The sequence below is a fragment of the Streptomyces sp. NPDC005492 genome, from assembly GCF_040605995.1.
Classification (GTDB): domain Bacteria; phylum Actinomycetota; class Actinomycetes; order Streptomycetales; family Streptomycetaceae; genus Streptomyces.
This window is the reverse complement of the sequence record NZ_JBEXDX010000028.1, coordinates 84,726-98,208: the sequence shown is the minus strand read 5'-3', so window position 1 is coordinate 98,208 and position 13,483 is coordinate 84,726. Positions and strand designations below refer to the sequence as shown.

7 protein-coding genes and 1 pseudogene are annotated in these 13,483 nt (G+C 73.6%); 5 read left to right on the top strand and 3 right to left on the bottom strand.

Annotated elements, in window-relative coordinates; genetic code table 11:
* Positions 1-47: 47 nt before the first annotated feature.
* Both ABZT04_RS30785 and ABZT04_RS30780 read right to left on the bottom strand, forming a co-directional pair.
* Positions 48-332, bottom strand: a complete 285-nt coding sequence (locus ABZT04_RS30785) for a hypothetical protein (RefSeq protein WP_356060253.1) — start codon at positions 330-332, stop codon at positions 48-50.
* Between the two features lie 80 nt (positions 333-412).
* Positions 413-2,857, bottom strand: a complete 2,445-nt coding sequence (locus tag ABZT04_RS30780) for a SpoIIE family protein phosphatase (RefSeq protein ID WP_356060252.1) — start codon at positions 2,855-2,857, stop codon at positions 413-415.
* Positions 2,858-3,064: 207 nt separating this feature from the next.
* Between ABZT04_RS30780 and lanKC the strand changes: the two genes are divergently transcribed.
* The 4 genes from lanKC (at position 3,065) to ABZT04_RS30760 (ending at position 10,607) form a co-directional block, all read left to right on the top strand.
* The gene (gene lanKC, locus ABZT04_RS30775) at positions 3,065-5,686 is read left to right on the top strand and encodes a class III lanthionine synthetase LanKC (RefSeq protein ID WP_356060251.1); all 2,622 of its coding nucleotides are present in this window, start codon (positions 3,065-3,067) and stop codon (positions 5,684-5,686) included.
* A 74-nt stretch (positions 5,687-5,760) separates the two neighbouring features.
* Positions 5,761-5,877 carry a SapB/AmfS family lanthipeptide gene (locus tag ABZT04_RS30770; RefSeq protein WP_033278838.1) on the top strand — a complete coding sequence of 39 codons (117 nt, stop codon included), beginning with the start codon at positions 5,761-5,763 and terminating at the stop codon, positions 5,875-5,877.
* A gap of 91 nt (positions 5,878-5,968) precedes the next feature.
* Positions 5,969-7,873 (top strand): ABC transporter ATP-binding protein, encoded by a 1,905-nt coding sequence (locus ABZT04_RS30765; protein WP_356060250.1) that lies wholly within the window; start codon positions 5,969-5,971, stop codon positions 7,871-7,873.
* Between the two features lie 442 nt (positions 7,874-8,315).
* Complete coding sequence (locus ABZT04_RS30760) at positions 8,316-10,607, top strand: ATP-binding cassette domain-containing protein (RefSeq protein WP_356060249.1); 2,292 nt, start codon at positions 8,316-8,318, stop codon at positions 10,605-10,607.
* On the opposite strand, the pseudogene ABZT04_RS30755 reads toward ABZT04_RS30760, so the two are convergent.
* Positions 10,530-10,832 (bottom strand): annotated as a pseudogene (locus tag ABZT04_RS30755) (LuxR C-terminal-related transcriptional regulator); the annotation flags it as partial. The gene ABZT04_RS30760 and the pseudogene ABZT04_RS30755 sit on opposite strands and share 78 nt — an antisense overlap.
* A gap of 546 nt (positions 10,833-11,378) precedes the next feature.
* Between ABZT04_RS30755 and ABZT04_RS30750 the strand changes: the two are divergent.
* Entirely contained in the window at positions 11,379-13,475 is a 2,097-nt protein-coding gene (locus ABZT04_RS30750; RefSeq protein WP_356060267.1) for a SpoIIE family protein phosphatase, read from the top strand.
* Positions 13,476-13,483: the final 8 nt, after the last annotated feature.

Here is a 13,483-nt window from a genome sequence, read left to right as displayed (position 1 = left end):
TCGTTCATTTGTTACGACAGTCCAACGATAGGTGGGCGCCTAGGTGTCTAGAGGGCGTCCTGACCGGGCATATCGCCCGCTCTGCGCTGTACGTCCGCTTCGACCTCCGCCCGGTCGAGACCCTGCTCCTTGGCGTACTCGTTCACCGCTGCCTGGACGTCCCGGGCCAGGTCGCGCCAGGCCCGCCAGGCGGTCTCGTAGACGTCGGTCTGGGCCTCGGTCCAGGGTTCGTGGGCGGGGGATCCCAGGGTGTCCCGCATCTCCTGGACCCGGGCGCGTGCCTCCTGGGCCGCGCGCTGCTTCTCGACCAGTTCTTCGAAGGTGTGTGCCACAAGCACGCACCCCATCACGGCGGGCGCGCGCTGCGGCCCCGACCTGCCGTCACGCGCCGGGCAGGCACCCGTGCGGCGGTCTACGCGTCGAGCGCGATGTCGGCCCACACCTGTTTGCCGCCGCTCACCGGCACGGTGCCCCAGGCCGCCGACATGGCCTCGACGAGGAGGATGCCGCGGCCGCCGGTGGCCTCCCAGCCGATGCTGGTGGGTTTGACCGGGGTGCGCGGCGAGGAGTCGGCCACGGAGACGCGGAACCGGTGGTTGACGAGGGTGAGGTCGAGGCGGACCGGTCCGTCGGTGTGCACCAGGGCGTTGGTGACCAGCTCGGAGACGATGAGGAGGATGACGTCGGTCTCCTCGGTGACGCCCCACAGACGCAGGGTGCGCTTGGTGAAGCGGCGGGCGTGCCGGGCCGCCTCGGGGACGCGCCACACCGTCCAGTTCTCCCGCCGGGGGCGGGTGGCGAGGCCGTCGTAGCGCATGAGGAGCAGGGCGACGTCGTCGTCGCGGCGGGCGTTGCCGAGCAGGGCGTCGGCGACGAGTCCGAGGTGGGCGGGGTCGGAGACGGCGAGGCCGTGGGCGAGGCGGTCGATGCCCTCGTCGATGTCGGCCTCCTTGGACTCCACCAGGCCGTCGGTGGTCAGGGCGATGACGGTGCCGGGCTGGAGCCGGAGCGGGCTCATGGGGAAGTCGGCCTGCGTGACCACGCCGAGCGGCGGGCCGCCGTCCGCCTCGGGGACCTCGGTTCCGCCGTCCGGGTGACGCAGGACGGGCGGCAGATGGCCCGCCCGCACATACCAGGCCGAGCCCTCCTCCATGTCGACGTCGACATAGCAGCAGGTGGCGAAGAGATCGGTCTCCAGGTCCATGAGGAGCCGGTTGGCGTGCGAGACGACGACGTCCGGCGGGTGCCCCTCGACGGCGTAGGCGCGCAGCGCGGTGCGCATCTGGCCCATGAGGGTGGCGGCGCCCGCGTTGTGGCCCTGGACGTCGCCGATGACGAGGGCCACGTGGTTGTCGGGCAGCGGGATGACGTCGTACCAGTCGCCGCCGACCTCAAGACCGGCCGTGGTCGGCAGATAGCGGGCGACGGCGACCCCGCCGGGCAGTTTCGGCAGCCTGCGCGGCAGCAGTTGGCGCTGGAGCATGCCGACGAGTTCGTGCTCGGCGTCGAAGGCGTGGGCGCGCATCAGGGCCTGTCCGGCGAGGCCGGCGGAGGCGGTGAGCAGGGCGCGTTCGTCGGGGCCGAAGACGTGCGGCTCGTCCCAGCCGATCAGACAGGCCCCGGACACCCGGCCGCCGGCCGACAGCGGCAGCACGGCGAGGCCGCCCGGGCCGACCTCGGCGAGGGCGGGTTCCAGGTCGGTTCCGGCGGGCCGGATCACGGCGCGGCCCTCGCGCAGGGCGGCGGCGAGGGTGGGCATGGCGCGCACGGGTGCGTCGGGCCACTCGCTGCGCCACTCCTGGCGCCACAGCTCGGGCCAGGCCCCGGGTTCGGGCGGATCGAGGACGGTGACGACGAGCCGGTCGCCCTCCAGTTCGGCGAGCGCGATCCGGTCGGCGCGCAGCGGCTTGCGCAGGGCGGCGACGACGGCCTGGCTGACGTCGTGGACCGTGGGGGCCATGGCGAGGGCGGCGGCGAGGCGCTGGACGCGGGCCACGTCGTTGACGCCGGAGCGCAGTTGGGAGGCGTCTCCGACGGTACCGACGAGGCGGGCCGGGCGGCCGTCACCGCCGGGCAGCAGCCTGCCGCGCAGCCGCAGCCATTTCGGCGGTCCCGAGGGCTGCAGGACGCGGAACTCCAGCTCGCGGTCGCCGATGGCCATGTGGTCGGGCTCGACGACGGACATCAGCGAGGGCAGGTCCTCCGGCACGGTCAGTCCGAGCAGGGTCTCGACCTTGCCGTCGAAGTCGTCGGGGCCGAGCCCGAACAGCGCCAGGATGTCTCCGCCGACCTCGACCCGCCCGGTGTCCATGGCCAGGTCGAACGAGCCCGCGGGCAGTTCCCCGCCCGCCACGGCCTCGGCCGGGACCGGGATCGCGACCGCCTCGGCGATCAGCGTGAGGCACGCGCGGTCCTCGGTGTCGAACCCGTCCTGGCGCTCACTCACCGCGAGCAGACAGCCCCCGCCCCGCTCCCCGCGCACGGGCAGCGCCGCCAGATGGAACTCCCCCGACGGCAGCCGGCGCGAGTCGCAGCCGGCCGCGAGCTCCTCGGGCCCGAGCCACACCGCGTGCCCGGCCCGGCGCACCTCGGCGGCCGGTGATCCACCGGAGGCCGGATAGCTGTCCCGCAGCCCGTACAGCGTTCGCGGCACACCGACCGACTCGACAAGACACAGCAGGTCGGCGTCGTCACCGGGCGTGTACACCCCGGCGAAGCTGGCACCGGCGAAGACGAGGGTTTGTTCGAGGATCCGACGCAGCCGTTCGCGGGCGTCGAGATCGGTCGTGAGCGTCTTGAGGGCAAGTTCGGCACGCAGCGTTCTCGTTCTGCGTCCAACAGCGCCCTCACTGACCACGTCCGTAATTACAGCGCTTATGCAGCGACTGCGCAGCCCCTGTGACCGTTCCGTGGAGATGAGGGACCGGATGGCCCTCGGCCTGCTCGAAACACGCCGAACAAATCTTTACGCGTGCGTTCCGCACGGCGATCTCGTGACAGCCGTGACTGTCCGCTGCCTCGGCCCGGCTGGGAGATTCGAGCCGGGCCACGGAGGGGGACGACCATGGACAAGCGGTACGAGGTGTACGCGCTCGCCGACCGGCATTTCTACGAGACACCCGACCGCCTGTCCGCGGCCGGTCCGAACGCCGCCCCCACCCTGTACGGGACCGCGCGCCGCGAGGTCCCCGACGGCTGGACCTCGGCGAGGATCGGCGACTGGCTGACCCTGACCCCGCTGGACGACGACGGCAACCCGTCGCCTGGACCGGCCCAGGGCTGGAAGATCCACGCCTCGGCCACCCGGGCGAACGCGGACAAGATCGCCACCCTGGTGTGGGAGTACTGCGTGCCGCGCCGCATCCCGTTCAAGTTCGTACCGGGCCCGCACCTGCTGCACCTGCGCAACACCAAGTACGCGGGCCGGGACACCAGCGGCAAGTTCGTCACCGTCTACCCCTCCGACGAGGAGCAGCTCCACCAGATCCTGCGCGAGCTGGGCAAGCTCCTTGAGGGCTTCGAGGGGCCGTACATCCTCACCGATCTGCGCTGGTACGACGGTCCGCTCTACGTCCGCTACGGCGCCTTCGCGCGCAGCTTCGTCGTCGACGAGCGGAGCTCTCTGGTGCCGGCGGTGCGGGACGGCGAGGGGCGGTTGGTACCGGACCGGCGGGCGCCGTCCTTCCAGGTCCCGGAGTGGGTGACGCTGCCGGCGTTCCTGGAGCCCCATCTCGCGGCCCGCAACACCACGACGGTCGGCGAACTGCCGTACCGCATCGAGAAGGCGCTGCACTTCTCCAACGGCGGCGGGGTGTACGCGGGCACCGACACCCGGGACGGGCGCAAGGTCGTCCTCAAGGAGGGACGCCCGCACGCGGGGCTGGCCTCGGACGGTGCCGACGCGATCACCCGCCTGGAGCGGGAGAAGCTGGCGCTCGAACGGGTCGCCGGGACCGGGGTCGTGCCGGAGGTGCGGGACTGGTTCATGCTGGGCGAGCACCGGTTCCTGGTCATGGACTTCGTCGAGGGGCAACCGCTCAACTCCTTCTTCGCGCAGCGCCACCCGCTGCTCACCCCGGACCCCGACCCGGCCGCGGTCGCCGCGTACACGGCGTGGGCGCTGAAGATCCACCGTGCGGTCGAGCGGGCGCTGGAGGCCGTGCACGCGCGCGGGATCGTCTTCAACGACCTGCACATCTTCAACGTGATCGTCGCGCCCGACGAGGAGTCGGTGTTCCTCATCGACTTCGAGGCGGCGGCACCGGCTGAGGAGAACGGCCGGCAGGTCGTCGCCCACCCGGGCTTCTTCGCCCCGCCGGACCGCAGAGGCGTCGACGTCGACCGGTACGCGCTGGCCTGTCTGCGGCTCGCCCTGTTCCTGCCCGTCACCACCCTGTTCGTGGTCGACCGCGCCAAGGCGGCCCATCTGGCCGAGGTGATCGCCGGTCAATTCCCGGACGTGCCAAGGGAGTTCCTGGACGAGGCGGTCACGGAGATCACCCGTGACGTGAGCGAGGGCCGAGCACCGACGCCGGGTCCGCGTGCTTCCGTCGGTCTCGTGGAGCCAGGCGACTGGCCCTACAGCCGTGACTCGATGGTCAAGGCGATCTGGGCGTCGGCGACTCCGGAGCGCACCGACCGGCTCTTCCCCGGCGACGTCGCGCAGTTCTCCGACGGCGGCGGGCTCGGTCTGGCGCACGGCGCGGCCGGTGTGCTGTACGCGCTCGACGCGGTGGGGGCCGACCGCCACGAGGAGGGCGAGCGCTGGCTCCTGAACCACACCGCCCCGCCACCGGTCGGCACCCCGCTCGGTCTGTACGACGGTCTCGCGGGCGTCGCCCATGTCCTGGACCGGCTCGGCCACCGGCAGCGGGCCCTCGACCTGATCGAAGGCATCCTCCGGGAGCGCTGGCAGAACCTGTCCTCCGATCTGCACGGCGGGCTCGCGGGACTCGGCCTGGTTCTCGGTCAACTGGCCGCCGACACCGGTGAGTCGGAGCTGCGCGAGCGGGCGGCCGAGGCCGCGGACATCGTCGTACGACGGCTCGCCGAGCCGCGCCCCGCGACGCCCCGGCGGCGGGCCGGGCTGTTGCGGGGAGCGAGCGGGCCCGCGCTGTTCCTGCTCCGGCAGTACGAACTGACCGGCGAACGGCGGCTGTTGGACGCCGCCGCCGGAGCGCTGCGACGCGACCTGGAGTGCTGTGTCGTGCAGCGCGGCGGCGGGCTGGAGGTCGACGAGGGCTGGCGGACGCTGCCGTACCTCGGCGACGGGAGCGTGGGCATCGGGATGGTCGTGGACGAGCTGCTGGCCCATCTACCGGACGGGGCTGAGGAGTTCGAGCAAGCTCGCGCCGGCATCCGCACCGCCGCCACCTCGCGTTTCTACGCGCAGCCCGGTCTCTTCCAGGGCCGCGCGGGCATGATCCTGCACCTCGCAAGGACGGGCGCGGACGGGCGGAGGCTGACCGAACAGGTCGCCGGCCTCGGCTGGTTCGCCATGGCCTACGAGGGCCAACTCGCCTTCCCCGGGCACCAGATGATGCGCCTGTCGATGGACCTGGGCACCGGCACGGCCGGGTGCCTGCTCGCGCTCGGCGCGGCCCTCGGCGACACCGAGGTCCCGGCCGGGCTGCCCTTCCTGCCGCCCCCGTCCGGGCGGCCCACACAACGCGGCTCCGCGATCTGAAATCCCAGATCTCAGATCTGACGGAGTCGTGACACCAAGAACAACACCCCGTCCCCACAACGAAAGGACACCTCATGGCACTTCTCGACCTGCAGACGATGGAATCCGACGAGCACAACGACGGCGGCGGCGCGAGCACCGTCAGCCTGCTCTCCTGCGTCAGCGCGGCGAGCGTTCTGCTCTGTCTCTGACGAAGCGGTGAGCCCATGGCTCCGGGCGGCCCGCTCCCACGAGGGGTGGGCCGCCCGGGGCCCCCGTCATGTCTCTGCGAGGGGCTGCCGTATGACGACTCGCGCCGAGGACGACCCCGGGGCCGCGGCGACCCGCGCGCTGCTGCGCTCGGCGCTCCGGCACAGCGGGCCGCGCTGTGTGGCGCTGTGCGGGGTGAGTACGGCGGCCACGGCGGCGGCGCTCGTGCTGCCGGCCGTCCTGGGGCGGACCCTGGACCTGCTGCTGACACACGCCCCGGCCGGCCGCTGGGTGGGGGCGTGCGCCGGGCTGGTGCTGCTGACCGCGCTGCTGGACGCGTGCGGGACGGTGCTGGGCGGCACGGTCACGGCGGGCTCAACCGCCTGGCTGCGCGGGCTGGTTGGCGGACATGTGCTGGCGGTGGGACCGCGGGCGGGCGCCCGTTTCGGTTCCGGTGAGCTGGTCGCCCGGCTGGTGGGGAACGCCGCGCAGGCCGGGACGGCGCCGGGTGCGCTGGCCGCGCTGCTGGCGGCCTTGGCTGGCCCGGTCGGCGGTGTGGTCGCGCTGGCGCTGATCGATCCGTGGCTGGCGGCCGTGTTCCTGGCCGGGGCACCGGTCCTCGCCCTGCTGCTGCGCGCGCTCGCCCGGGACACCACCGAGTGCGTGACGCGGTACCAGCGGGCGCAGGGGCTCATCGCGGCGGCGCTGGCGGAGGCGATCGACGGATCCCGCACGATCCGGGCGGCGGGTACGGCGGGCCGGGAGACGGCACGGATTCTGCGGCCACTGCCCGACCTCTCGCGCGCGGGGCACCGCATGTGGCGGGTGCAGGGGCGCGCCGCCGCGCAGGCGGTGACCGTGGCGCCGCTCCTTCAACTGGCCGTCGTGGCGGTGGCGGGCTGCCTGCTGACCATGCACCGCCTGACGGTGGGTGACGTACTGGCCGCCTCCCGGTACGCGGTGCTGGCGACCGGCGTCGGCGTGCTGGTGGGACAGCTCGCGGGCCTGATGCGCGCCAGGGCCGCGACAGGACGCCTGGCCGAGGTCCTGACGGAACCCGCCCCGACCTATGGATGCCGTCAACTCCCCTCCGGCTCAGGGCAGTTGGAGTTGCTCGGAGTGACCGCGCGGCGCGGCGGACGCACCGTACTGGACGGGATCGACCTGGTGGTTCCCGGCGGCACGACGCTCGCGGTCGTGGGCCGCTCGGGTGCGGGCAAGTCGCTGCTGGCCGCGGTGGCGGGCCGGCTGACCGACCCGGACGAGGGTGAGGTCCTCCTCGACGGAATCCCGCTCCGCGACCTGCGCCACGCCGACCTGCGCGGTGCGATCGGCTACGCCTTCGACCGCCCGGCGCTCCTCGGCACCACCATCGAGGACACGATCGCCTTCGGCGTGCCGACCCCCTCCCCCGCGACCGTCCGTGCGGCGGCGCACACAGCCCAGGTGGACACTTTCATCCACCGCCTCCCCCACGGCTACGAGACTCCCTGCGCCAAAGCCCCCCACTCCGGCGGCGAGGCCCAACGCCTCGGCCTGGCCCGTGCGTTCGCCCACCCCGGCCGCCTCCTGATCCTCGACGACGCCCTCTCCAGCCTCGACACGGTCACGGAAAACCACCTCACGAAGTCCCTCACCGACCCCACCACACCGGGCACCCGCCTCCTCGTGGCCCACCGCGCGGCGACGGCGGCCCGCGCGGACCGGGTGCTCTGGCTGGACGGGGGGCGGGTGCGGGCGGTGGGGACCCATGCGGAGTTGTGGGGGACGCCGGGTTATCGGGCGGTGTTCGGGGGCGGGGACGACGGCGCCCCGGCGGGGGTACGGAAGGGGGGCCCGGGGGCGTTGGGCGGCACGGCGAATTCCGGGAGCGACGGCGCACACGAGCCGCGCGGCACAGAGAACGAGCCCGGGACGACGACGGGCACGGAGCCGACGGATTCCGGGATCGATGGCGTACGCGCGCCGCGACGCACAGAGAGCGGGTCGGGCCGATGACAGGCATGGAGCCGACGAATTCCGGGGGCGATGGCGTGCGCGCCGCGAGACACGAAAAGCGAGCCAGACCAATGACGAGCACCGAGCCAGGCACGAAGCCGACGGATTCCCGAAGCAATGGCGCACACAGGCCGCGACGCACAGAGAGCGGGGCGGGCCGATGACGCATACGCAGCCGGACAGGGAGCCGGGCGCGGAGGACCGGGCGGACCCACGGCGGACCGTACCGATGGCGCGCGGGGACGATCGGGCACGCCATGAGCCACCTGACCGCCACGACGAGACCGGCGGTCACCCCGAGGCGAACCCGCCGACAGGCAGAGGCGCGTGGCGGCGTCGGCGCAGGGGCGCGGCCCGGATCGGGAGGCATGGCGAGGGCCAGGTCGACGGCGCCGTCCGTCGCGACGACCTACCCCTGCCGCACGGACGACGGCCGACTCCAGTGAGCCCCGGCAGCAGTTCGGCCGAACCCACGCAGCACGCCGAGCCACACAACCTCCATGAACGACGGCAGACCCCCGCCCCGCCCCACAACGAACCCACGCAGCGCACCCAACCGCCCAACGACCGCGGTCTCCCTCGACGCGGCCTCCGCTTCCTCGCCGCACGATGGCGCGTTCTCGTCCGGCTCGGGGGCTGGTCGGTGCTGGAGACCGGCCAGACCTTTCTGGTCGGGTACGGGCTCGCGCGATCGCTGGACGCCGGGTTTCTGGCCGGGCGGGCCATGGTCGGACTCGGGTGGCTCGGTGTGGCGGGGGTCGGGGTCGCCGTCGGTGCGGTGGGGACCGGGCGGGTGTACGGGGCTGTCGCCGCGCTGGTCGAACCGCTGCGGGACCGGCTCGTCGAGCGGGTGGTCGCGCGGGGCGTGGCGGAGGCCGACCGGAGTGCCCTGTCCGGGCTGACCCAGCAGGTGGAGCTGGCCCGGGACACCTTCGCCGGGCTGGTGATGGTGTCCCGGTCGTTTCTGTTCACCGCCGTGGGCGCACTCGCCGGGCTGTGTTCGCTCGCCCCGCTGCTCCTGCTCGTCGTGGTGCCGCCGCTCGTCGCCGGAGTGGCCCTGTTCGCGGCGACCCTGCGTCCGCTGGCCCGGCGGCAGGAGGTCTTCCTGCGCGCCGACGAGGCCCTCGCCGACCGGCTGGGCAGCGTCTGCCCCGGACTGCGGGACATCACGGCGGCCGGCGCCGAGGAGCGGGTCGCCTCCGACACCGGGCACCTCGTCGACGCCGAACTGCGGGCCGCGCGCTCGCTGGCCCGCTGGGGCGTCCCGCGCGTGGCGTCCCTGGCGATCGGCGGCCAACTGCCGGTCCTGCTACTGCTCGCCACGGCCCCCTGGCTCCTCCGCCACGGCGTCACCCCGGGCGCCCTGCTCGGAGCCCTCGCCTATGTCACCCAGTCCCTCCTGCCCGCCCTCCAGAACCTGGTCCACGGCCTGGGCACCAGCGGCTCCCGCCTCGCGGTCGTCCTACGCCGCCTGGCCCCCGAGCCACCGGCCACTCCCCGCCCGAGCCGGCCCGCCACACCACCCGACAACACGCCAACCCACCCCCTGCCCACCCCCCGAAACCGGGCCCACCACCCGAGCACCAACGGCTCCCGCCTCGCGGTCGTCCTACGCCGCCTGACCCCCCAGCCACCGGCCACTCCCCGCCCGAGCCGGCCCGCCACACCACCCGACAACACGCCAACCCACCCCCTGCCCACCCCCCAGAACCGGGTCCATGACCCGAGCACCACCGGCTCTGACCTAGCGCCCCCGCTGCCCGCCCCACCACCCGACAATCCCCCGAAGCCGTCCCCCGCCGCAGTCACCCAGAACCTGCTCCACGGCCCGAGCACCAGCGGCTCCCCCCTCACACCCCCACCGGACAACCCCCCAGCCCTCTCCCTCACCTCCCTCACCTTCGCCTACGGCCCGGCGAGCGAGCCCGTCCTGCGCGGTCTCGACCTCGACCTCCCGTGCGGCGGCCACCTGGCCGTCGTAGGGCCGAGCGGTATCGGGAAGTCCACGCTCACCGCGCTCGTCGCCGGGCTGCTCCGGCCCAGTGGGGGCGCGGTCCGGGTGTACGGGCGGTCGGTGGCCGAGGCGGGTGCCCTTCGGGTGCTGATTCCGCAGGAGGCGTATGTGTTCAGTGGCAGCCTCGCCGACAACCTCGGGCAGTTGCGGCCGGACCCGGTGCCCGAGGCGGAGCTGCTGGCCGCGGCCGAGGCGGTCGGGCTCACCCCGCTCCTCGAAGCCCTCGGCGGGCCCGCCGCCCCGGTCCAACCTGCGCAACTGTCCGCCGGTGAACGGCAGTTGATCGCGCTGACCCGGGCCTATCTGTCGTACGCCCCGCTCGCCCTCCTCGACGAGGCGACCTGCCATCTCGACCCGGACGCGGAGGAACGCGCGGAGCGTGCCTTCGCCGGGCGGGCGCGGCCAGGGGGCGCGCTGGTCGTCGTGGCCCACCGGATCAGCTCGGCCCGCCGGGCGGAACGGGTGCTCGTCATGGACGGGCGGGAGACCGCCCTCGGTACGCACGACGAACTGCTGCGCCGCTCCCCGCTCTACCGGGACCTGGTCGGCTCCTGGGCCTCAGAGCCAGCCCTCCCCCTGCGAGATGCGGATCGCGTCGACGCGGTTGCGGGCCCCGGTCTTGCGGGTGATGGCCGCCATGTAGTTGCGCACGGTCCCGTGGGACAGGTGCAGACTCCCGGCGATCTCCGCGATGGAGGCGCCCTCGGCGGCCAGGGTTAACACGCTCAGTTCCCGCCGGGTCAGCGGCATCTCCGCGGCCTTCAGAAAACCAAAACCCAGCGAATCGTCGACGAAACGTTTCCCCTCCGCGACGCGCCGGATTCCGTGTACCAGGTGTTCCGGGGGGCTCGCCTTGTCCACATAGCCGAGCGCGCCCACCTCGATCGCCCGTCTCAGCAGGCCGGGCCGGTGCGCGGTGGCCAGCACGAGGAGGCGCGGCGGCATGCGGCCGGCGCCGCGCGGGCAGAGTTCGCCGAGCGGTGGGAGGCCGTAGGTGTCGGAGCAGTCCAGGTCGGCCGCGCAGATGTCCGGCCGGCCGGACCGGACGCGTCCGGGTGCGGTGCGCCACGGGGTGTCGTGGACCTCCAGGTCGGGTTCCCTGCGGAGCCACTCCGCGAGGACCGATCGCACCAGACACGCGTCGTGCACCAGAAGTAGCCGGATCACTGCCGCCCCTTCGACTCGCCGTTCGCCGGTCCCAGGTGGTTTCGCGCCAACCCATTGTTCGCGACCGCGACCGTCAGCGAGCCTGGAGAACCGGCCAACAGGGTGCGCGGGGGCGCACGCGGGGCGCCCGTACACCGCCGCGCGCTTCTATCGGGGAGGCTTGGGTCGAGGCTCCGGGGGTACGGCGACGCGCCGCACCGCCCGGGCCGACGGTGCTCGCCGTGCGCGTGGGGCTCCCAGGGTGGAGCCTGATCCCTGAGAGACGCGGCGCCGGGCGAGGAGGTGGTCGGCGTGTCGGACGGGCAGACGCCGACGGTCGCCGGGATGCCGGTCGGCCGGCCGATGCTGTCCCTGGCGCTGGCCGCGATGATGGACGGCGTCCACGCGCACTCCGGCGCGGTGTATCTGCTGACGCCCGACGAGCCGGTTCTGGAGATGGCGGTGATGGCGGGGCTGCCGCGCGCCTTCGCGGCGCCCTGGGAGCGGGTCGGGCTGAGCGCGCCGATCCCGGTCGCCGAGGCCGCGCGCGAGCGCCGGCTGATCTGGATCGGCGGCGAGGAGGACATGGCCCGCCGCTATCCCCGCATCGCGGTCGTCCTGCCCTACCCCTTCGCGCTGGCCGCGGTGCCGATCGCCACCCCGTCCAGGGTCTACGGCTCGGTGTTCGTGACCTGGCCCGGTTCGCATCCGCCGGTCCTGTCCGACCGGGACCGGGACCAGCTCACGGCCGCCTGCGAGCGGCTCGCGGTCCGGCTGGAGCGGGCCGTGGAGGAGCGGCGTCCGGTGAGCGCGGAGCCCGATCTGTTCGCGACGGGACCCGCGACGAGTGTGGCCGGGACGCTGGGCACGGTCGAGGCGGCCCGGATGGTGGCCCGGCTGCCGTACGGGCTGTGTTCGCTGGATCTGCACGGGCGGGTCGGCTTCGCGAACGCGGCGGCCGGAGAGCTGCTCGGCATGTCGGTGAGCCGACTGCTGGGCACCCAGTTGTGGGCGGCGGTGCCCTGGCTCAACGACCCGGTGTACGAGGACCGTTACCGGGCCGCGCTGCTCAGTCAGCAGGTCACGTCGTTCGTGGCGCTGCGGCCGCCGGGAGAGTGGCTGTCGTTCCGGCTGTATCCGAACACGACCGGGCTGAGCGTACGGATCAGCCGGGCGCGGGCGGTCGCGGAGCTGGCGCGGGCGGGGCCGCAGCCCGGCGACGGGCCCTCGCGGCTGGTGACCATCTCGCAGGTGCTGAGCCTGGCGGGGGCGCTCACCGAGGCGGTGGGGGTGGAGGACGTGGTGCAGTTGATCGCGGACGAGGTCGCCCCGGCGGTGGGCAGCCAGGCGCTGGTCGTCCTCGGTTCGCGGGGCGGGCGGCTCCATGTGCTGGGGCACCGCGGCTATCCCGACCCGCAGGTCGTCGAGCGCTTCGACGGGATGGCGCTGACCGAGTCGACGCCCGGGACGGCCGCACTGAACAGCGGGGTGCCGGCGTTCTTCGACTCACGCCAGGAGCTGGAACGGCTGTATCCGAACCGGCACTCCACGCCCGACGGGTTCGCGGCCTGGGCGTATCTGCCGCTGATCGCGTCCGGGCGGCCGGTCGGCACCTGTGTGCTGGCGTACGCGGAGCCGCACACGTTCCCCGCGGACGAGCGGGCCGTCCTGACGAGTCTGGGCGGGCTGATCGCACAGGCGCTGGAGCGTGCGCTGCTCTACGACGCGAAGAACCGGCTGGCGCACGGCTTGCAGGCGGCGCTGCTGCCGCACTCGCTGCCGCCGCTGCCGGGCATCGAGGCCGCCGCCCGCTATCTGCCGGCCACCCAGGGCATGGAGATCGGCGGCGACTTCTACGACCTGGTGACCACCGCGGGCCTGGCGGCGGTGATCGGCGATGTGCAGGGGCACAACGTGACGGCGGCCGGGCTGATGGGGCAGATCCGGACCGCCGTCCGCGCGTACACGACCGTGGGCCAGGCCCCGGAGGAGGTCATGCGCAGCACCAACCGGCTGCTGATCGACCTCGGCTCCGACCTGTTCGCGAGTTGTCTGTATCTACGGCTCGATCCCGCGCGCGGAACGGCCGTGATGGCGCGGGCCGGGCATCCGCCGCCGTTGCTGCGCCGTCCGGACGGGCGGGTGCGGGTGCTCGACCTGGCCGGTGGCCCATTGCTCGGCATCGACGCCGAGGCGACCTATCCGACGACCCAGGTCGATCTCGCACCCGGTTCCGTGCTGGCCCTCTACACCGACGGGCTCATCGAGTCGCCCGGCGTGGACATCGAGGACGCCCTGGCCGAACTGGGTCAACGCCTCGCCGATGCCGGGGAGTTGCCGCTGGAGGAGATCGCCGACGCGCTCGTGCGGAACAGCGCGGCGGCCCGGGAGCGGATCGACGACGTGGCGTTGTTGCTGCTGCGGGCCCTGGGGCCTGTCTGACCTGAACG